The 19,700-nt window shown below is 55.9% G+C and carries 19 protein-coding genes and 1 pseudogene; 5 read left to right on the forward strand and 15 right to left on the reverse strand.

Features of this window, described 5'->3' with window-relative positions; genetic code table 11:
- Positions 1-2 precede the first annotated feature (2 nt).
- Positions 3-101: an ilvB operon leader peptide IvbL gene (gene ivbL, locus FND52_RS16705; RefSeq protein ID WP_125292878.1), complete on the reverse strand. Its 99-nt coding sequence runs from the start codon at positions 99-101 to the stop codon at positions 3-5.
- Between the two features lie 578 nt (positions 102-679).
- Here ivbL and tisB point away from each other — a divergent pair.
- From tisB to emrD, 3 genes are all read left to right on the forward strand, one after another.
- Positions 680-769 (forward strand): type I toxin-antitoxin system toxin TisB, encoded by a 90-nt coding sequence (tisB, locus tag FND52_RS16710; protein WP_125292879.1) that lies wholly within the window; start codon positions 680-682, stop codon positions 767-769.
- Between the two features lie 112 nt (positions 770-881).
- Positions 882-1,505 carry a histidine phosphatase family protein gene (locus FND52_RS16715; protein WP_144131993.1) on the forward strand — a complete coding sequence of 208 codons (624 nt, stop codon included), beginning with the start codon at positions 882-884 and terminating at the stop codon, positions 1,503-1,505.
- A gap of 168 nt (positions 1,506-1,673) precedes the next feature.
- Complete coding sequence (emrD, locus tag FND52_RS16720) at positions 1,674-2,858, forward strand: multidrug efflux MFS transporter EmrD (protein ID WP_144131995.1); 1,185 nt, start codon at positions 1,674-1,676, stop codon at positions 2,856-2,858.
- On the opposite strand, the gene FND52_RS16725 is transcribed toward emrD, so the two are convergent.
- The 5 genes from FND52_RS16725 to ibpA all read right to left on the reverse strand — a co-directional run bounded on the left by FND52_RS16725 (position 2,855) and on the right by ibpA (position 6,415).
- Positions 2,855-3,193: a DUF202 domain-containing protein gene (locus tag FND52_RS16725; protein ID WP_125292882.1), complete on the reverse strand. Its 339-nt coding sequence runs from the start codon at positions 3,191-3,193 to the stop codon at positions 2,855-2,857. The genes emrD and FND52_RS16725 overlap by 4 nt on opposite strands.
- Entirely contained in the window at positions 3,186-3,533 is a 348-nt protein-coding gene (locus FND52_RS16730) for a YidH family protein (RefSeq protein ID WP_125292883.1), read from the reverse strand. The genes FND52_RS16725 and FND52_RS16730 overlap by 8 nt, the downstream gene beginning before the upstream one ends.
- Before the next feature lie 116 nt (positions 3,534-3,649).
- Positions 3,650-5,311 (reverse strand): putative transporter, encoded by a 1,662-nt coding sequence (locus FND52_RS16735; protein ID WP_125292884.1) that lies wholly within the window; start codon positions 5,309-5,311, stop codon positions 3,650-3,652.
- Between the two features lie 154 nt (positions 5,312-5,465).
- Positions 5,466-5,894, reverse strand: coding sequence for a small heat shock chaperone IbpB (gene ibpB / locus FND52_RS16740; protein ID WP_125292885.1), 429 nt, complete (start codon positions 5,892-5,894; stop codon positions 5,466-5,468).
- Positions 5,895-6,001: 107 nt separating this feature from the next.
- Positions 6,002-6,415 carry a small heat shock chaperone IbpA gene (ibpA, locus tag FND52_RS16745; RefSeq protein WP_002435514.1) on the reverse strand — a complete coding sequence of 138 codons (414 nt, stop codon included), beginning with the start codon at positions 6,413-6,415 and terminating at the stop codon, positions 6,002-6,004.
- Positions 6,416-6,712: 297 nt separating this feature from the next.
- Between ibpA and FND52_RS16750 the strand changes: the two genes are divergently transcribed.
- Complete coding sequence (locus FND52_RS16750) at positions 6,713-7,039, forward strand: YceK/YidQ family lipoprotein (protein WP_144131997.1); 327 nt, start codon at positions 6,713-6,715, stop codon at positions 7,037-7,039.
- Here FND52_RS16750 and FND52_RS16755 read toward each other — a convergent pair.
- The 9 genes and pseudogenes from FND52_RS16755 to dnaA form a co-directional block, all read right to left on the reverse strand.
- A complete protein-coding gene (locus tag FND52_RS16755) occupies positions 7,030-8,289 on the reverse strand; it encodes a YidR family protein (RefSeq protein ID WP_144132000.1) in 1,260 nt (419 codons plus the stop codon). The genes FND52_RS16750 and FND52_RS16755 overlap by 10 nt on opposite strands.
- Before the next feature lie 81 nt (positions 8,290-8,370).
- Positions 8,371-9,707 (reverse strand): annotated as a pseudogene (locus FND52_RS16760) (MFS transporter).
- Positions 9,708-9,796: 89 nt separating this feature from the next.
- The gene (gene dgoD / locus FND52_RS16765; RefSeq protein ID WP_125292890.1) at positions 9,797-10,945 is read right to left on the reverse strand and encodes a galactonate dehydratase; all 1,149 of its coding nucleotides are present in this window, start codon (positions 10,943-10,945) and stop codon (positions 9,797-9,799) included.
- A gap of 81 nt (positions 10,946-11,026) precedes the next feature.
- Positions 11,027-11,716: a D-galactonate utilization transcriptional regulator DgoR gene (gene dgoR, locus FND52_RS16770; protein WP_144132004.1), complete on the reverse strand. Its 690-nt coding sequence runs from the start codon at positions 11,714-11,716 to the stop codon at positions 11,027-11,029.
- A 276-nt stretch (positions 11,717-11,992) separates the two neighbouring features.
- Positions 11,993-12,805, reverse strand: a complete 813-nt coding sequence (gene yidA, locus FND52_RS16775; RefSeq protein WP_144132006.1) for a sugar-phosphatase — start codon at positions 12,803-12,805, stop codon at positions 11,993-11,995.
- A 147-nt stretch (positions 12,806-12,952) separates the two neighbouring features.
- Positions 12,953-15,367, reverse strand: a complete 2,415-nt coding sequence (gyrB, locus tag FND52_RS16780) for a DNA topoisomerase (ATP-hydrolyzing) subunit B (RefSeq protein WP_125292893.1) — start codon at positions 15,365-15,367, stop codon at positions 12,953-12,955.
- 28 nt (positions 15,368-15,395) lie between these two features.
- Positions 15,396-16,469 (reverse strand): DNA replication/repair protein RecF, encoded by a 1,074-nt coding sequence (gene recF / locus FND52_RS16785; protein ID WP_125292894.1) that lies wholly within the window; start codon positions 16,467-16,469, stop codon positions 15,396-15,398.
- On the reverse strand, positions 16,469-17,569 hold the full coding sequence (dnaN, locus tag FND52_RS16790) for a DNA polymerase III subunit beta (RefSeq protein WP_125292895.1): 1,101 nt from the start codon (positions 17,567-17,569) through the stop codon (positions 16,469-16,471). The genes recF and dnaN overlap by 1 nt, the downstream gene beginning before the upstream one ends.
- Positions 17,570-17,573: 4 nt before the next feature.
- A complete protein-coding gene (gene dnaA, locus FND52_RS16795) occupies positions 17,574-18,953 on the reverse strand; it encodes a chromosomal replication initiator protein DnaA (RefSeq protein ID WP_125292896.1) in 1,380 nt (459 codons plus the stop codon).
- A 603-nt stretch (positions 18,954-19,556) separates the two neighbouring features.
- On the opposite strand from dnaA, the gene rpmH reads away from it, so the two are divergent.
- On the forward strand, positions 19,557-19,697 hold the full coding sequence (rpmH, locus tag FND52_RS16800; RefSeq protein ID WP_000831330.1) for a 50S ribosomal protein L34: 141 nt from the start codon (positions 19,557-19,559) through the stop codon (positions 19,695-19,697).
- Positions 19,698-19,700: the final 3 nt, after the last annotated feature.

Raw genomic sequence — 19,700 nt, forward strand, 5'->3', positions numbered from 1 at the left:
CCCTACGGCGCATTGCCGACGACCACCACCACACGCACGACGACCACCGCGGCAGGTTGCGCGGTTAGTAGTAGGTCAGAAGCGTGCATGAATGCGGTCATGGGATCTCAGTTCTCTATCAACGGTAAAATTTATACAAACACAGCGTTGCGTTGCTGACAAGGGGTTTATTGCGTTCAGAAAAAAATCCGTGAGATTTATCACAAACGGATTCAACCCAACGCAGCAGAGAAAAATCCGGATTAACGCTTAAGAAACGGAGAAATTCAGGCGGAACTGAAAAACAAAAAACCCCGCCAGAAGCGAGGTTTTTTGGAGCGGTTTTGCGGATGGTCGCCGCAAAAGCACACTGTGTTACGTCAACTTAGTAACTATACGACCAATTGACCGCTATCGCAAACATTGCGGCGGTTTCAGGCAGGTTAACTATAGGTCTCAGTAAGTAAGTCGTCCAGAAAATACTGTTCATTTATACAGTATTTATCTATACTGAAGTTGCTGTTCACCGTGTGCGATACGGGGCCGTGATGTGCGGCGCAAAGTAAGTCCTGGCTGAAACGGGTGGTGCCGTCAGTGCCTTAACCCCGTGAGAGCACACTGTGTTACGCCAACAAAGCTGCTGGCAACAGGCAACGGAAAGGTACGTCAGCGGCGTGCTCCTTGACCAGAGGAGACGCGTATGAGCGGAATGGATTGGGTTATCCTTGTCCTTAAACTCATTGTTGCATTGCTGCAACTGCTTGATGCAGTCCTGAAATACCTCCGGTGATTCAGGGTCAAGTCGCACCAAAGGAGGGCGGGCAACCGCCCTCCTTTAACACCGCCTTTTTTCAGGTTTCGCTGACGTGCTAAGGTAGCCCCTTTCGACGAAGGAAAGGTCTGTGAGCGAGTCAATGCGGTTTATTGTGGTGCGCCACGCGGAATCCGAGTGGAATCAGCGCGGTATTTTGCAGGGGCAGCTTGAAAGCCCCACCAGCGCACGCGGGCTTCGGCAAATCGATGCGCTGCCTGGGGCGTTAGCCGGTTACGCCTTCAGCGCCGTAATAAGCTCCCCTTCCCGGCGCGCGCTCACCACCGCGCAGGCCATTTCACAGGCGCATTCCGCCACGCTCTATCTTGACCCACGTCTGCATGAACAGCACCTTGGCGATTTTCAGGGGCTTACCGCCGCGCAGATTCTGGAACGCGATCCCGCCGTGGGCGATGCGCTGTTCGCGGGGGATGTGACGGTCGTCCCGCCCGGCGGAGAAAGCGTGCTGGAAGCGGCGAACCGGCTGCGTCAGGCGCTGCTCGGCTGGGAAGTGGAAGGCGATACCTGCGTGGTTACCCACGGCAATACGCTGGCAGGGCTGCTGTGGCTTCTGGATGGCGCGGATTTCCGTGTGCCCTTTACCCGCTACAGCCCGCACAATTGTAGTTACTCAACGCTGATTCGCCACGGCCAGTCGCTGGAGATCGAAAACTGGGGTCTGGCAACCCATCTGCTGAACGGTAATCTGCTGTAATCTGGCGCTTTCTGGCAATATTTGTTGCCGAAAGGCGTTTACATCCCGCCCCTCCCTGTCGCCCGCGATGATCTGGCGATATCTCTGTATTGTGGTAGATTCCTCTCGCTTTTAAGTTCTATCCAGAAAAATACTCCATCGTAAAAATAAGAAACCCTCTTTATCGTTATGAAAAAGCTGACGAACTCTCATCTGCTGTTAATGTTGATTATGCTGATTGCCGTCGGGCAAATGGCGCAAACCATTTATATCCCGGCGATCGCCGATATGGCCCGCGATTTACAGGTGCGTGAAGGCACGATGCAAAGCGTTATGGCCGCCTATTTACTGACTTACGGCCTTTCGCAGCTGGTTTATGGCCCGATCTCAGACCGCATTGGCCGCCGCCCCGTTATCCTGGTGGGGATGAGCATTTTTATGCTGGCCACGCTGATTGCGCTGCGTACCAGCAGTTTACCGGTGCTGATCGCCGCCAGTGCGTTACAGGGCATGGGCACCGGCGTGGCGGGCGTGATGGCGCGCACCATGCCGCGCGACCTGTTTGAAGGTTCGGCGCTGCGCCATGCCAATAGCCTGTTAAATATGGGTATTTTAGTCAGCCCGCTGCTTGCGCCGCTGATTGGCGGCGTACTGGATACGTTCTGGGGCTGGCGCGCCTGCTTTGCGTTTTTACTGGCGCTGTGCGTGATGGTCACCTTCAGCATGGCGCGCTGGATGCCGGAAACCCGACCGGCGCAGGCCCCACGCACCCGGCTGATCGCCAGCTATAAAACCCTGTTCGGCAACGCCGCGTTTAACTGCTTTTTACTGATGCTGATTGGTGGGCTGGCGGGTATTGCGGTATTTGAAGCCTGCGCCGGGGTGTTGATGGGCGCGGTGCTGGGGCTGAACAGCATGGTGGTTAGCGTGCTGTTCATTCTGCCAATCCCGGCGGCGTTTTTTGGCGCGTGGTACGCAGGCCGCCAGAATAAACGCTTTGCCTCGCTGATGTGGCAATCGGTAATGAGCTGCCTGCTGGCCGGCGTCTTGATGTGGCTCCCCGGCTGGTTCGGCATCATGAATATCTGGACGCTACTGTTACCCGCCACGCTGTTTTTCTTTGGCGCGGGGATGCTGTTCCCCCTCGCCACCACCGGCGCGATGGAGCCGTTTCCATTCCTGGCTGGCACCGCTGGCGCGCTGGTCGGCGGCCTGCAAAACGTGGGTTCCGGGTTGCTGGCCTGGTTCTCCGCGCTGCTACCGCAAACCGGGCAAGGCAGCCTGGGTATGTTGATGACGGCGATGGGCGGCGTGATTCTGCTGTGCTGGCTGCCACTGGCGCATCGCGAGCAGCAGCAAAGCCATCTGGTTTAACCCAACAGCGTCAGGATGTTATGCAGGTGGGATACGCAAAACAGCAGCGCCAGCATCACCACCGCCAGGGCAATAAGCAATTTGCCGCGCAGCGAACGGCGGTCTGAAAAGTCGCAGCGCGCAATGTCCATCAGGTTGCGTTTATGAACAAACACATAAATCAGCGCGCTGACCAGCGCCATGATCGCTAACGACAGCCAGAACAGCGCCCCTGCCTGATACCAGCTGTGGCGCAGCGCTAACGCCAGTAGCGCGCCATAGCCCAGCAGGGTGCGCAGCCAGGCCAGCGAGGTGCGCTCGGGCTGTAACCCCGGATCGCGCTGCGGGTCAACCACCGAGTATCACCATCGCTATCACCACTGCCGCAATCAGCATCATGGCGACGCTGATGGTTTTCAGGCTGCGGGTATAAACAAAATCCTGCTTCAGGCGCATCGCCTTTTCATTGTTCAGCCAGCGCAAATAGCCGTACAGCGCGATGCCGCCGGAAAAAAGACACAGCATTAGCGACATGATTTCCCGTACCAGCGGCGTGGCGAGCTCCGGGGCAAGCTGATCGAGCCCTACCCCTGCCGCCAGGAACCCCAGCGCGGTGCGGATCCAGGCCAAAAATGTGCGCTCATTGGCGAGTGAGAAACGGTAATCCGGCGCTTCTCCGATCTGCGAAATTTTCATGTTCATTCCTTATGCCCGGCACGACGGAGCCGGAAATGTTTTATAGCCTGGCATTATTTTATCGATAAAAAAACCGGCGCTGTTAACGCCGGTTTTTGAGGGGGGAAAGACGCGCGTTATCCCATTCCCCAGAACAGCACCGCCAGCAGTTGTGGCGTGATGATGCGTAAAAACATCACCAGCGGATAAACCGTGGCATAAGAGAGCGCCGCCGCACCGCTGGTCGCGTGAAGGTTATTGGCGAACGCCAGCGCGGGCGGATCGGTCATCGAACCTGCCAGCATCCCGCACAAGGTCAGGTAGTTCATGCGGGCGAAGATCCGCGCCAGCAGGCCAACGGTGATTAACGGCACGGCGGTGATCATCACCCCATAGGCAATCCAGCTGACGCCGCTGCCGGCCAGCAGCGTATCGACAAAATCGCCGCCGGATTTCAGCCCCACCACCGACAGGAACAGTACAATTCCCAGTTCACGCAGGGCGAGGTTAGCGCTGGGCGGCATAAACCAGTACAGCTTACCGATGGTACCGATACGGCCCAGGATCAGCGCCATAATCAGCGGCCCGCCCGCCAGGCCCAGCCGCAGTGCCGCCGGGAAACCGGGGATAAACAGCGGGATAGAGCCTAACAGCACGCCCAGCCCGATACCGATAAACACTGGCAGCATCTGCACCTGCTGCAATTTTTGCTGGGCGTTGCCCACTTCCGCCGCCACGGCGTCGATAGAGGCCGGGCGCCCCACCAGATTTAAAATATCGCCAAATTGCAGGCTGGCATTGCTACTTGCCACCAGCTCCACCCCGGCGCGGTTAAGCCGCGAGATCACCACGTCATAACGCTGTTTAAATTGCAGATCGCGGATTTTCTTGCCGAACACTTTTTCATTGGTCACCACCACCCGCTCAACGCGCAATTCGGTGCCGTGAGTCGACAGCGAGGTATCCACTTCTTTGCCGATCACCAGCTGTGCGTTGTGCAAATCGTTTTCGCGTCCTACCAGATGCAGCAAATCGCCGATTTGAATGACGGTGGTGGGCGACGGCACCATCAGCACATCTTCACGCTTCAACCGCGAACAGATAATGGTGTCGCTATTCAGGATCGGGACATCCTGAATTGCCAGCATATTGAGGTTCGGGTTTTCGACGCGAATATTAATGGTATGCAGTTGGGCATGGCTGAAGCCGTTGCTGGCGTCGTGCTGGGCCGCTTCGTGGTCGACATTGATGCGAAAGACCATGCGGATCAGCCACATGGTCAGCAAAATACCGCAAATGCCAAACGGATAAGCCATGGCGTAGCTCATCCCCATTTGATCAACGATAGCGGTCGGCGTGCCCAAATCCGAAAGGATCTGTTGCCCGGCACCCAGCGCAGGCGTGTTGGTGACCGCGCCGGAGAAAATTCCCAGCACCACCGGCAGGGGGATATCAAACAGCTTATGGAGAACGGCGGTGACCACGCCGCCGAGTACCACAATCAGAATCGCGAACAAATTAAGCCGCAGCCCGGAAACGCGCAGTGAGGAGAAGAAGCCCGGACCGACCTGGATGCCTATCGTATACACGAACAGGATCAGCCCAAATTCCTGGATGAAATGAAGCATATGGCCGTTAAGGCCAATCCCGGCCTGCTCGACAAAATGACCGACGATAATGCCGCCAAACAGCACGCCGCCGATACCAAGCCCGACCCCGCGAATTTTGACATTGCCGATCCATAACCCCACTACCGCCACCAGCGCCAGGATCGAAACCGTTAACGCTATCTCACTCATACCGATTCCCTGTGAAACACACGATTGTTATCCGGGATTCTGGCAGAGCTATAGCGGAATGAATGGGGGTTAGCGCACAGTTTGCGGGGGGATGTACTACGATTGGGGTAGTTCGAAGAGGCGCGCTCCCGAAGTGGGGAGCGCGCGGTACGGATTAGCTATTTAGCGCGGGGCGTTCGCTGATGGCGATACGCTGCGGCGCGATGGCTTCCGGGATATGGCGCACCAGGTCGATATGCAACAGACCGTTGTTGAAGGTGGCACCGGAAACTTCCATATGCTCGGCCAGGGTGAAGCTCAGGTTAAACGGTTGAGTCACCAAACCCTGATGCAGCCACTTCGGCTCCTGTTCCGGCTTCTCCGGGGTGCCTTTTACGGTCAGGCGCGTGCCTTCGAGCTGGATATCTAAATCCTGCTGGCGGAACCCGGCCACCGCCAGGGTGATGCGGTAGTGGTTATCATCGCTTTTTTCGATGTTGTACGGGGGAAACGTCTGGGTTTCCGCAGTGCTTTGCAGCGCATTAGCCAGTTTGTCGAAACCAATCCACTGACGCAGAAGCGGGGATAAATCGTAGTTACGCATGGTTATTCTCCTTCAATGAAGCGAGTAAATACCTGCAAGCTCACGCTCGCAGTGTGCTCCCAATCGGCAAGCACGGGGATTAAGGCCGCGCGGCGCGGCCCAGGGAATTAGTTGATTTCGATACGACGCGGTTTATTCGCTTCCGGAATGACGCGTTCTAAATCGATATACAGCAGGCCGTTAACCAGGTTCGCGCCGCGAACGTGGATGTTTTCAGCCAGCTGGAATTTGCGCTCGAAGTTGCGCTCGGCGATACCCTGGTAAAGATAGGTACGCTCTTTCTGTTCGGCTGCGTGCGCGCCCTTCACCACCAGCATGTTGTCCTGGGCAGTGATTTCCAGCTCGCTCTCGGCGAAACCGGCGACGGCAATCGCAATGCGGTAATGGTTTTCGTCAACCAGCTCTACGTTGTACGGAGGGTAGCCGCCGTTGCTTTGGCTCTGGTTGTTTTCCAGCAGGTTGAACAGGCGGTCAAAACCAATTGCGGAACGGTACAGCGGGGAGAGATCGAAATTACGCATAAAAATAAGCTCCTGAAATCAGCGAGAAATTGTTTGCCTTCCCGGCGGGACAGGCGGTAAGTCACAACGTCCTGTCGGCACGTCTTCGATGACTGTATTCCTAAAATGGTGGTGCAGGTCGCCGTTTCAAGTCTTAAAACCGATCATTTTTTGTTGGTTTACGTTTCTTTGCGTAGACTGGTTTTAGCGCAATGGGAAAAAGCCGATTAAGTGACATAACCGCAGCCTGCGGGGATGGGGAGAAAACGATGTCTCCGCTTGATCGATACGATGCCACGACTGTAGATAACAACCACAATGAAAACTTTGATACGAATTTTGCTGTTTAGCTACACGCTCACCCTACTGGGCGGCTGCTCCAGCGTGATGACGCATACCGGCGGCGGTGAGAAAGGCGTCTATCCCGGAACGCGCACCAGCGCCGCGCACCTTGGCGATGATAATATCAGCTGGGGCTTTAAGCCGTTGATCGCACTGGACTTACCTTTTACCGTGGTGATGGACACGGTTTTATTACCCTGGGACATCTTTCGTACCGATAAATCAGTAAAGTCGCGTGTTGAGGAGAGTGAAAAGAAGAATCACGCCGTTAACAGCGTGATCCCTCCGGCAAATTATTTATGACCGGTTTCCGCCATCCAAAGCTGCTGATAACCGTCTTTATGCGCCATCCAGGCCACGTTTTTTCCGTCCGGTGAAAAGACCACCGCGTCCCCAGAAGGTGAATGCCGCTGCGTCAGCGGCGTAATCGCGCCGGTTTTTGCGTCACACAGCACCACGCTACCCTGCTGAATAAAACCAAGCCACTCACCGCTCGGGTGCCAGTTAAACGCCGATTCCACGCCCGCTTCGCCAGCGGTTAACTGCTGCGGTTCACCGCCGTTTGGCGAGATCAGCCACAGCTGCACCACGCCCCGTTCATCACGCATTAAAAACGCGATGGCATCGCCCTGTGGATTGCTGCGCACCCAGTGGCGCGGGGTCGTCGCCAGACCAGGATATGCACGAGAATGCGTGAAGGTTAGCCGCCGCTGGGCCACGCCTGCAGGCGGCGCGGGCAGCGTGGTTTCTGTGCCTGCAAGCGGCTCAGCGCCAGCCTGTTTCCACTCGGCTTCGTGCTCCGGCAAATCAACTATAAACAGCTCGGGGATTTTCTCGCCCGTCGCGCTGCGCGTATCGCCAATAAACGCCAGCGCGCGGCGCTGCACGCTGCCATCCGGCTTGCGATAGCCGTGTGCGCCCACCCAGCCCTCTTCATAGGCGCGGTTGATGTCATCGCTGCCCGGTTTGGGGGCTGGCGTAGTACGGCTGACTAACGCGCACCAGTATTGCCCGGCGTATTCACGAGGATGAACGCAGGGCGGCGTCACCGGGCCGAAAGGCAGCGCCACGCCGACGTTACGTAAATCGAGCGCCGGATCATACTCATGCAGCACATGATCGTTATAGGTAAAGCTCACCCACTCACCGTCCGGGCTGAATACATGCACGTGGCTACCACCGCGCAGCGCGCCGGGAGTAAACGGCGGAGTAATATCCATGGCATCCAGGTTATGGGCGATGCCATTTTCCAGCATCACGCCGCGACGATGGTGGAAATCATACTGCCAGCCTGCGTCCGGGTTTTCCGGGCCGTGGATAAACACATACTGTGCTTTCTGCGGGTTTACCGTCACCACGCCGACATTCGCACCCCCGGTCGCCCGGTAGAGCACATCCACCTCCCCCGTCTCGACATTAACCCGCTCAATGGTTTCACCGGTAAATGACGCGCCGGACGGACGCACGTCAAACGCCAGCCAGCGGCTGTCCGGCGTCCAGGTATTGATATTGGTGAGCTGATGGTGACGGGGGGCAAAAGTGAGTTGTTTCATAAACAGGCTCGTTCAGATGGCGGTAATGCCCATCATAGTACGCTAAAAAAACAGGCGCCCGATGGCAGGCGTCTGATTTTATTAACCGACCCGCTTCACATCCCCAACCAGCAAAATGTATGAGCAGGCACCCATCAGCGCCACCGCCGAGATATACACCAGCGCCGGGGCGAAGCCGTAACCCTGCGCTAAATAGCCCACGACCAGCGGCACCGTAATCCCGCCCAGGCCGCCAACGAAGTTAAACACCCCGCCCGTCAAACCAATCAGGCGCATCGGCGCAAGTGAAGAAACCAGCGACCAGGTGATGGATGCAAACCCGTTGCCGAAAAACGCCAGCGCCATCAGCGCCATAATCCACACCGGATCGTTAGTGTAGTTTGCGCCCATGATGCAGGTGGAAATCAACAACCCGCAGATAATCGGCGTTTTGCGCGCCACGCCCAGCGAATGCCCGCGTCGCACCAGCCGATCGGCGACCCAACCGGACAGCAGCACACCGAAAAAGGCCGCCAGGAACGGTACCGTGGTCATAAATCCGGCTTTTAACGCGGTAATGCCTTTTTCCTGGGTGAGGTAATTCGGGAACCAGGTCAGGAAAAACCACAGCGTCGAGGTCACGGCAAACTGGCCTAAATAAACACCCAGTAATTTACGATGAAAAACCAGTTTCCAGTCGGCGCGGGTGAGCGGCATACGTGCTTTTTTCTCAACCGGCGCATCGCCATCCACCAGACCGCCGCCGTCGCGGATGTACTCCAGCTCCGCCTGGTTAACGCCTTTGCTGCGGCGCGGCGGCTGATAGACTTTGATCCAGATAAACGACCAGATGATGCCGATCCCGCCGGTGACAATAAACACCCAGTGCCAGCTCATCAGCTCCTGAATCCAAATTAGCAGCGGCGTCAAAAACGCCAGGCCGACAAACTGCCCGGAGGTATAAAAGCCCACCGCCGAAGCACGCTCATGCTCCGGGAACCAGCTGGTTACCATGCGGTTGTTGGTAGGAAACGCCGGGGCTTCAAATATGCCGGTGATAGCGCGTAAACCAATTAACGACAGCAATCCCGTGGCGAAGCCCTGGAAAAGGGTCGCCACCGACCAGCCGAAAATGGCGATAAAATAGGTTAAACGCGACCCGACGCGATCCAAAAACCAGCCGCCGGGGATCTGGCATAGCGTATATAACCAGGCAAAGGCGGAAAAGACATAACCCATTTCCGCTTTGGTAATGCCGAACTCCTTCTGAATATGGGCAGAGGCCACCGCCAGGTTGGCGCGATCGACATAACAAATCACGACGGTAATAAAGATCATAACCAGCGTTAAATAGCGGCGGCGTGTAGGTTTCGCCGCAGTTACGGAAATATCCATGATGTTCTGTCTCCAGATTTTGGCATGGCGAAGCCCCTCACCATGCCCTGTGAAATACAGAGGGTGATGTATCGAATTATTTTTTTACGGCTGTTACTGAGGCGTTTTTAATTCACTTTCGCTGAGCGCGTGATTACCACTCCGCGACGCTGCCATCCGCGTGTCGCCATAATGGATTACGCCAGTCAGTCACGCTTTTACTGCGTTCAATAACCTGTTGTTCATCGATTTCCACACCGAGCCCCGGTTTCATTAACGGGTGGAAATAGCCGCCATCCATCGCGAAGTCTTGTTTATTTTTAACAAAATCGAGCAGTTCTGCGCCCTGGTTATAATGAATGCCCATACTCTGTTCCTGTAGCACGGCATTACGGGAAACAAAATCGATATGCAGACACGCCGCCAGTGCAATCGGGCCGAGCGGGCAGTGCGGTGCCAGGCCGACGTCGTAAGCTTCTGCCATCCCGGCGATTTTAAAGCATTCGGTAATGCCGCCCGCGTGGGAGAGATCCGGCTGCAAAATAGCGATGCCGCCCGCTTCCAGCACCCGCTTAAACTCAAAGCGCGAGAACATACGTTCACCTGCGGCAATCGGAATATGGGTTTGTGCGGCCAGGCGCGGGTAATATTCCGCCTGCTCGGCTAATACTGGCTCTTCAATAAATAGCGGGCGGTATTGTTCGAGTTCCTTAATTAATATTTTCGCCATCGGCGCACTGACGCGACCGTGGAAATCCAGGCCAAATTCGATGGTATTGCCAAAAGCTTCGCGAATTTGCGCCACGGTATTCACGGCGGCATCAACTTTACGGGAATCGTCAATCACGCCTAATTCTTCGCAGCCGTTTAATTTAAAGGTGTCGAAGCCAATTTTACGCAGCGTTTCAATCCCGGCGATCGCTTCCGCCGGACGGTCGCCGCCCACCCAGCTGTAGGCTTTAATTTTATCGCGCACCAGGCCACCCATTAATTGCCAGACCGGCGCGTTTAATACTTTGCCTTTAATATCCCACAGCGCCTGGTCGATACCGGCAATCGCACTCATTAATATCGGGCCGCCGCGATAAAATCCGCCGCGATACATAATCTGCCACAGGTCGTTGATACGCGCCGGATCCTGGCCAATTAACATTTCGCCCAGTTCATGAACCGCTGCTTCAACCGTGCGGGCGCGGCCTTCAATTACCGGTTCGCCCCAGCCGACGATGCCTTCGTCGGTTTCGATTTTTAAAAACATCCAGCGGGGCGGTAGCCGGTACGTGGTGAGTTTGGTTATTTTCATTTCATTGCCTCTCGATACGCATGAATAAATGCCTGTGCTTAAGAGTGGTTGACCCCCAGTCGATAGCGATATAACGAGATGTCATGTGATTTCCTTAAGCCTGCGGGTGGAGCTGGCGATCATATTCAGCGCCGCCTGCTCCGCCGCGTCGCTATCCTGATGACGGATGGCGTCGAATAACGCTTTATGCTCCTGAAGGGTTTTCGGCATGTTGGCTTCATCGCCCATCCAGGTCCGTTCAAATACCGCGCGCTGCAATGAGCTGATCGCCACATTCAACTGCTGTAAAACCGGGTTATGCACCGAGGCCAGCACCGCCTCGTGATAGCGAATATCCGCCTCGTTAAAGGCGTCGCGATCCTGATTGTTGGCGACCATGTCGTTCAGCGCCGCTTCGATTTGCGCCAAATCGCTTGAGGTGGCGCGTTCCGCCGCCCAGCGGGCGATGGCCGGCTCCACCAGATTTCGCACCTCGCTCATGGCGCTAATCAGCCGTGGGTCATAGTCATTTTCCAGCACCCATTGCAGCACCTCGGTATCGAGGTAGTTCCACTGGTTGCGCGGCGCGACAAACGCCCCCCGGTAGCGCTTCATTTCGATCAGCCGTTTGGCAATCAGGGTGCGAAACACTTCGCGGATAATGTTGCGCGAGGTTTCAAACTCCTCGCATAGGTCCGCTTCTGCGGGCAGCGCCGCGCCCGGTACATATTTTCCGCTCACAATCTGGCGGCCCAGCGTAATCGCGATGCGATCGGTTTTGGTCAGTGTCATGGCTTTTCCCTGGTAATCCACACATCCCTTTACTTTACCGTGACCGCCGGTTTCCGCCTCAGTTTTGAAGTACAAACGTGAAGCGAGAAGCCATGACGACGGTAACAATGTAGTACAACACAATATTGTTGTACTACAATTTAGATCACAAAAACAGCAATCCGCATTCGAGAAGGGATCGGGAGGCGATCAACGTGAATAGGGGGAGAGTAAAAGCGCCAGGCAGACACAGAAGCAGGCCGCCGGGAAGGCTCCAGGCGGCAGGATAAGCGGTGGTTATTGCAGGACGAACTTCTCAATGGCGTACGCCACGCCGTCTTCGAGATTGGTTTTGGTTTCAAAATTCGCCACGGCTTTGACGGAATCAATCGCGTTACCCATCGCCACGCCAATACCGGCATATTCGAGCATCGCAATATCGTTTTCCTGATCGCCGATCGCCATCACCTCTTCCGGTTTGATGTTCAGCGCATCCGCCAGGGATTTCACGCCGGTGCCTTTGGTGACGCGCTTATCCAGGATCTCCAGAAAGTACGGCGCGCTTTTCAACACGGTGTATTTTTCTTTCACTTCCGCCGGAATACGCGAGATGGCTTTGTCGAGCACCGCTGGCTCATCAATCATCATGACTTTCAGGAACGTCATGTTCGGGTCCATTTTCTCCGCTTCGCAGAACACCAGCGGAATGGTGGCGACAAAGGATTCATGCACCGTGTAATAGCTGATATCGCGGTTGGCGGTATACAGCGTGTTACGGTCGAGAGCGTGGAAATGCGAACCGACTTCCCGGGAGAGTTGTTCCAGATAACGATAATCGTCATAGCTCAGCGGCGTTTGCGCCACGGTGCTGCCGTCGCTGGCTTTCTGCACCAGCGCGCCGTTGTAGGTGATGCAGTAGTCGCCCGGCTGCTCCATATGCAGTTCTTTCAGGTAGCTATGAACCCCTGCGTAAGGGCGGCCAGTGGTGAGCACCACGTTAACGCCCTGTTCACGCGCCTTTGCGATAGCGTCTTTAACACCGGGCGAAATGGTGTGATCGGGCAGCAAAAGCGTGCCGTCCATATCAATTGCGATGAGTTTTATCGTCATGGGGATCTTTTGAGGTAGTGGGTTTGGTTCATGCTAACGCGATTCCGCTCACAAAAAAACCACTTCATTCGGCAGTGAGCGCCCTCTAAGGGTAGCCAAAAAAAACGCCGCTCGGGTGAGCGGCGAGTTTTGATGACCGGAAAAACGTTAAATATCGATATTTGCGGCTTTCAGGGCGTTCTCTTCGATAAAGGCGCGGCGCGGTTCAACCGCATCGCCCATCAGAGTCGTAAACAGCTGATCGGCGGCAATCGCATCTTTAACGGTAACGCGCAGCATACGGCGGCTTTCCGGGTCCATGGTGGTTTCCCACAGCTGATCCGGGTTCATCTCGCCCAGACCTTTATAACGCTGGATTGCCAGGCCGCGACGCGACTCTTTCACCAGCCAGTCCAGCGCCTGCTCGAAGCTCTCTACCGGCTGGCGGCGTTCGCCGCGCTCGATAAACGCATCGTCTTCAATCAGACCACGCAGCTTCTCGCCGAGGGTGCACAGACGGCGGTATTCCGCGCCGATAACGAACTCGTTATCCAGTACATAATCCGTATCAACGCCGTGAGTACGCACGCGCACCACCGGCTCGAAATGATGCAGTTCCTGGTTCTCACGAATATCGTATTTCCAGACGCTGCCGTGGGTTTCTTTCTCGTTCAGCTCGGTGATCAGCTGGGAAATCCAGCGGGTCACTTTGGCTTCATCAGACAGATCCGCTTCGCTCAGCGTTGGTTGGTACACCAGCTCTTTTAAGAGGGCGCGTGGGTAGCGGCGCTCCATGCGGTTGATCATCTTCTGAACGGCGTTGAACTCGGCCACCAGCTTCTCCAGCGCTTCACCCGCCAGGGCAGGCGCGTTGGCGTTGGTGTGCAGGGTTGCGCCATCCAGCGCGATGGAAATCTGGTACTGATCCATCGCTTCATCATCTTTGATGTACTGTTCCTGCTTGCCTTTTTTCACTTTGTACAGCGGCGGCTGGGCGATATACACGTGGCCGCGCTCAATGATTTCCGGCATCTGGCGATAGAAGAAGGTCAACAGCAGAGTACGAATGTGCGAGCCGTCGACGTCCGCATCGGTCATGATGATGATGCTGTGGTAGCGCAGTTTGTCCGGGTTGTATTCATCACGGCCAATGCCGCAGCCCAGCGCGGTGATCAGCGTTGCCACTTCCTGAGAAGCCAGCATTTTGTCAAAACGGGCTTTCTCTACGTTGAGGATTTTACCCTTCAGCGGCAGGATCGCCTGGTTCTTACGGTTACGCCCCTGCTTGGCAGAGCCGCCCGCCGAGTCCCCTTCCACCAGGTAAAGTTCAGAGTGGGCCGGGTCGCGTTCCTGGCAATCCGCCAGTTTGCCCGGCAGGCCAGCCAGATCCAGCGCGCCTTTACGACGGGTCATTTCACGGGCGCGGCGCGCCGCTTCACGGGCACGGGCGGCATCGATGATTTTGCCCACCACGATTTTGGCGTCGTTCGGGTTTTCCAGCAGGTATTCGCCCAGCAGTTCGTTCATCTGCTGTTCTACTGCCGATTTCACCTCGGAAGAGACCAGCTTGTCTTTGGTCTGGGAGGAGAATTTCGGGTCCGGCACTTTCACGGATACCACGGCAATCAGGCCTTCACGCGCATCGTCGCCGGTGGCGCTGACTTTGGCTTTTTTGCTGTAGCCTTCTTTGTCCATGTAGGCGTTCAGAGTACGGGTCATCGCCGCACGGAAGCCTGCCAGGTGCGTACCGCCATCGCGCTGCGGAATGTTGTTCGTGAAGCAGTAGATGTTTTCCTGGAAACCATCGTTCCACTGCAGCGCCACTTCCACGCCGATGCCGTCTTTCTCGGTGGAGAAATAGAAAATGTTCGGGTGGATAGGCGTTTTGTTCTTGTTCAGGTACTCAACAAACGCCTTGATGCCGCCTTCGTAGTGGAAATGGTCCTCTTTGCCGTCACGCTTATCGCGTAGACGAATGGACACGCCGGAGTTCAGGAAGGAGAGCTCACGCAGGCGTTTCGCCAGGATGTCATATTCAAATTCGGTCACATTGGTGAAGGTTTCATGGCTCGGCCAGAAACGCACCTGGGTGCCCGTTGCTTCTGTTTCACCCGTTACCGCCAGCGGCGCTTGCGGCACACCGTGTACGTAGGTTTGCTGATGAACTTTGCCTTCACGGCGGATCACCAGTTCAAGCTTCTGGGACAGGGCGTTGACCACTGATACGCCTACGCCGTGCAGGCCGCCAGAAACTTTATAGGAGTTATCGTCGAACTTACCGCCCGCGTGGAGCACCGTCATGATCACTTCCGCCGCAGACACCCCTTCTTCCGGGTGAATGCCAGTCGGAATACCACGGCCATCATCCGTTACGGAAACGGAGTTATCGGCATGGATCGTGACGACGATGTCTTTACAGTGTCCGGCGAGCGCTTCGTCGATAGCGTTATCTACCACCTCAAATACCATGTGGTGCAGACCGGTGCCGTCATCCGTGTCGCCGATATACATACCCGGGCGCTTACGCACCGCATCCAGCCCTTTCAGGACTTTGATACTCGAGGAGTCATAGGAATTCGACATCAACGTTTCTCGCTCATTAGTTCTTGGGTTAATCCGTTATTTTACCCTGTTCCACGGCGAACATCTTCGAATTTTTGTCCGCCATATCCATCACATGTTCTGCACTTATCGCACTCACAAAGACTTGTGACTGAGTCGCCTTTAAGCGGCTCGCCAGCAGGCCACGACGTGCATCATCCAGTTCAGAGGCAAAATCATCTATCAGGTAGAGACAGCGGCGTCCGCTCTCTCGGGTTAAAAACTCACCCTGCGCCAGACGCAACGCGCACATCAGCAGTTTGAGCTGCCCGCGGGACAGCGTGTCCTCTACCGGGGCACCGTCGGCACGGATCCGAAAATCCGCTTTATGCGGCCCGTGCGCGGTATAGGTCAACATTCTGTCGCGCTCAAAATTGCGCGCCAGCACGTCGGCATAATCGCTTTCTTTTTCCCAGCCGCGCTGGAAAGAGAAGGTAAGCGTGAATTCAGGTAAAAATTGCTGGCAGGTGTCTGCCATATCTTCGGCGATGGCGCGGCTGTAATCACTACGCCATTGGCTGATTTGTTCGGCCAGGGGGATCAGTTCTTTGTCCCACGGGCGAAGCTGTTCGTAGCGGGTTACCTGGCGCAGCGCGGCGTTACGCTGCTTGAGCAGCCGCTTTAAATTGCTCCAGGCGACAAAGAAGCCCGCCTGATTGTGAAAGCATCCCCAATCCAGGAACGCTCTACGGTATTTGGGGCCGCCGCCGAGCAAAGTAAACCCCTCGGGGGTAATTAATTGCATCGGCATCATCAGCGCCAGCTCCGCCACTTTATGGCCATCGGTGCCGTCGATGCGCACTTTACTGTCGCCGTCGCGATCTTTGGTCAGGCCGATCGCCGTTTCCCGCTCGCCCTCTTGTAAGCGGCCATGCAGCACAAACGCGTCCTGCTCGTGGCGGATGACCCGGCCAATCTGCAAACTGCGAAACGCCCGGCCATGGCCGAGCGTATAGATAGCTTCCAGCACGCTGGTTTTGCCGCTGCCGTTCGCGCCAACCAGGAAGTTAAAGCCGGGAGAAAGTTGGAGATCCGCGCTTTCGATGTTGCGAAAGTCGCGGATTAACAAGCGGGTGAGCGACATTACAGTCTCATTGGCATAACAACGTAAGCAGCCGACTGCGATGCGGCATCTTCAATCTGTACACTCGATACCGAGTCCGTCAGCAGAATGCGCACATTTTCGCACTTAAGCGCATTCAGCACGTCCAGCACGTAGCTAACGTTAAAACCGATCTCCATCTCGGTGCCCGCGTAGGTCACGTCGAGGATCTCTTCGGCTTCTTCCTGTTCCGGGTTGTTAGCGGTGATTTTCAGCTGGTTTTCGCTGACGTACAGACGCACGCCGCGGAACTTCTCGTTAGAGAGAATAGCCGCCCGGGCGAATGCCTGTTTCAGCAGGTCACAGCCCGCATCCAGGTGTTTATCCGGATTTTTCGGCAATACGCGACGATAGTCAGGGAAACGGCCATCCACCAGCTTGGAGGTGAAGATGTAGTCGTTAACGTGAGCGCGAATATTGTTGCTGCCAATCTGAATGCGCAGCGGGCTGTCGCCGCCATCGAGCATACGCATCAGCTCCAGCACGCCTTTACGCGGCACGATCACCGAATGGTTTGGCAGCGGTTGGCCTACCGGCATCGCGCATACCGCCAGACGATGTCCGTCGGTCGCCACGGTGCGCAGCTCTTCGCCTTCGGTTTCAAACAGCATCCCGTTCAGGTAATACCGCACGTCCTGATGGGCCATGGAGAACTGGGTCGCTTCGATCAGGCGCTTCATGGTGGCCTGCGGGAGCGTGAACTCCACTTCGCTCTGCCAGTCGTCCAGATTCGGGAAGTCCGCCGCCGGTAACGTAGACAGCGAGAAGCGGCTGCGCCCGGAGCGCACCAGCATTCTGTCGCCTTCCAGCGTAACGGCGATTTCCGCCCCTTCCGGCAAGCCACGGCAGATATCGAAGAATTTGCGCGCCGGCACGGTGGTCGCGCCCGCCTGGTGCGGTAGCGACAGCGCCACGCGCGCGATCATCTCCATTTCGAGATCGGTTCCGGTCAGCGAAAGGGTCCCGTCCGTCACCTGCAACAGCAGGTTTCCGAGGATCGGTAACGTCGGACGGCCGCCTAACGGGCCGCTAACCTGCTGGAGCGGTTTTAATAAATGTTCACGTTCAACGGTAAATTTCATAGCGTCACGAAGATAATGTTCTGATTAAATTGGAGAAATCTTCTTTGATATCATGGCTTTCTTCACGCAACTGCTCAATCTTACGGCAGGCGTGGAGAACCGTGGTATGGTCGCGGCCACCAAACGCATCGCCGATTTCCGGCAGGCTGTGGTTGGTTAGCTCTTTGGCCAGCGCCATCGCCATCTGGCGCGGACGCGCTACCGAACGGGAGCGCCGTTTGGAGAGCAAATCCGCCACCTTGATCTTGTAATACTCCGCCACCGTCTTTTGAATATTGTCGATGGTGACCAGCTTTTCCTGAAGCGCCAGCAGATCGCGCAGGGCTTCACGCACGAAGTCGATGGTAATCGCCCGCCCGGTAAAGTTGGCGTTGGCGATCACCCGGTTCAGTGCGCCTTCCAGCTCACGCACGTTGGATCGCAGGCGTTTGGCGATAAAGAACGCCACTTCACCCGGCAGGCGAATATCGTTCTCGTCGGCCTTTTTCATCAGGATCGCGACGCGCGTTTCTAACTCTGGCGGTTCAATGGCAACCGTCAGCCCCCAGCCGAAGCGCGATTTCAGACGATCCTCCACCCCGTTGATCTCTTTTGGATAACGATCCGAGGTAAGAATGATCTGCTGATTGCCTTCCAGCAGGGCGTTAAAGGTGTGGAAAAACTCTTCCTGCGAACGCTCTTTGTTGGCGAAAAATTGAATATCGTCAATTAACAGCGCGTCCACCGAACGGTAATAGCGTTTGAACTCTTCAATGGCGTTGTTCTGCAGCGCTTTCACCATGTCCTGAACGAAGCGTTCTGAGTGCATGTAAACCACTTTGGCATTGGGTTTACGCGCCATGATGCCGTTGCCTACCGCGTGCAGCAGGTGCGTTTTACCCAGGCCGGTTCCACCATACAGGAACAGCGGGTTATACGCGCCGCCAGGATTATCCGCCACCTGACGGGCCGCCGCGCGCGCCAGCTGGTTGGATTTACCCTCAACGAAATTATCAAAGGTGTGTTTAACGTTAACGTTGGAGCGATATGACGGCTCCGCAGGCGCAGGCACATTATCCCATGCCGGGCGCGCCGGTGCGGCAGGCGCAACCTGGGCGGGTTTGGCCTGGCTTGCCGGGATGGCATTACTGCGCACCACGGGCTTGGTTCCCACTTCAAAACGCAGCAGCGGGGCGTCAGCACCGCAGAAATCATTCAGCAGGCCGTTAATATTATTGAGGTACTTATCCCTGACCCAATCGAGCACGAAACGGTTTGGCGCATACAAAGCCAGCGTGTTGTCGCTCAGTTCCGCCTGTAGGGGGCGTATCCACATACTGAATTCTGTGGCTGGTAACTCATCCTGCAATCGGGCAAGACACTGCTGCCAAAGCGAAAGTGACACGGCGGACTCCACTCGAACAACGTCGATAGACGAAGACTGAAACATTCATGATTGTTGACACGCGCTGACAAGCCCGAAGAGGGAGCGCGTGAACCGCTATCTGCGGTATTACCCCGATGTCTGGATCAACGGATCGCGATCGGGACCGCGGATCATAGCGTAAAGCGCGCCAGAGATCTTCTGTTTCTCACAGATTCTTCCTGATTTATCCACAGGGGGGATCGGGCCGACTAAGTGTAATCGATCGTTGCGGGCGCGTGTGTCTTATTGCCCGCTATATCGGAAAATTTAATGACGATCGTATAAAAATGGGAGAAACGATCTAACGGGGATCCCGCCGGATCCTTGCACTTTATTGTCATGCCCGTATAATTCCCCACCCGGCGCGTTATGGCGCGGATTTTACGGCCTGTTTCCTGCTTGTTTTTCGTGCTCCACGGGGCGGAAAAGCGCGGTAAATAAGGAAAGTGAATTGACTCCGGAGTGTACAATTATTACAATCCGGCCTCTTTAATCATCCATGACTTCGACGTGAGTCGTTCGGCAGCCCGTCCGCGCATACGCAAAGTCAGTGAATTTATTCAAGTTTAGGTAGAAATCGCCATGAAACGCACTTTTCAACCGTCTGTACTGAAGCGCAACCGTTCTCACGGCTTCCGTGCTCGTATGGCTACTAAAAATGGTCGTCAGGTTCTGGCACGTCGTCGTGCTAAAGGCCGCGCTCGTCTGACCGTTTCTAAGTAATAA

Origin of the sequence: Atlantibacter subterraneus, from assembly GCF_007570865.1 — a bacterium.
Lineage (GTDB): Bacteria > Pseudomonadota > Gammaproteobacteria > Enterobacterales > Enterobacteriaceae > Atlantibacter > Atlantibacter subterraneus.

Coding starts and splice junctions, on each gene's coding strand:
- ivbL (WP_125292878.1), bottom strand. CDS start 101: ATGACCGCATTCATGCACGCTTCTGACCTACTACTAACCGCGCAACCT.
- tisB (WP_125292879.1), top strand. CDS start 680: ATGAGCGGAATGGATTGGGTTATCCTTGTCCTTAAACTCATTGTTGCA.
- emrD (WP_144131995.1), top strand. CDS start 1,674: ATGAAAAAGCTGACGAACTCTCATCTGCTGTTAATGTTGATTATGCTG.
- FND52_RS16730 (WP_125292883.1), bottom strand. CDS start 3,533: ATGAAAATTTCGCAGATCGGAGAAGCGCCGGATTACCGTTTCTCACTC.
- FND52_RS16735 (WP_125292884.1), bottom strand. CDS start 5,311: ATGAGTGAGATAGCGTTAACGGTTTCGATCCTGGCGCTGGTGGCGGTA.
- ibpB (WP_125292885.1), bottom strand. CDS start 5,894: ATGCGTAACTACGATTTATCCCCGCTTCTGCGTCAGTGGATTGGTTTC.
- ibpA (WP_002435514.1), bottom strand. CDS start 6,415: ATGCGTAATTTCGATCTCTCCCCGCTGTACCGTTCCGCAATTGGTTTT.
- FND52_RS16750 (WP_144131997.1), top strand. CDS start 6,713: ATGAAAACTTTGATACGAATTTTGCTGTTTAGCTACACGCTCACCCTA.
- FND52_RS16755 (WP_144132000.1), bottom strand. CDS start 8,289: ATGAAACAACTCACTTTTGCCCCCCGTCACCATCAGCTCACCAATATC.
- dgoD (WP_125292890.1), bottom strand. CDS start 10,945: ATGAAAATAACCAAACTCACCACGTACCGGCTACCGCCCCGCTGGATG.
- dgoR (WP_144132004.1), bottom strand. CDS start 11,716: ATGACACTGACCAAAACCGATCGCATCGCGATTACGCTGGGCCGCCAG.
- yidA (WP_144132006.1), bottom strand. CDS start 12,805: ATGACGATAAAACTCATCGCAATTGATATGGACGGCACGCTTTTGCTG.
- gyrB (WP_125292893.1), bottom strand. CDS start 15,367: ATGTCGAATTCCTATGACTCCTCGAGTATCAAAGTCCTGAAAGGGCTG.
- recF (WP_125292894.1), bottom strand. CDS start 16,469: ATGTCGCTCACCCGCTTGTTAATCCGCGACTTTCGCAACATCGAAAGC.
- dnaN (WP_125292895.1), bottom strand. CDS start 17,569: ATGAAATTTACCGTTGAACGTGAACATTTATTAAAACCGCTCCAGCAG.
- rpmH (WP_000831330.1), top strand. CDS start 19,557: ATGAAACGCACTTTTCAACCGTCTGTACTGAAGCGCAACCGTTCTCAC.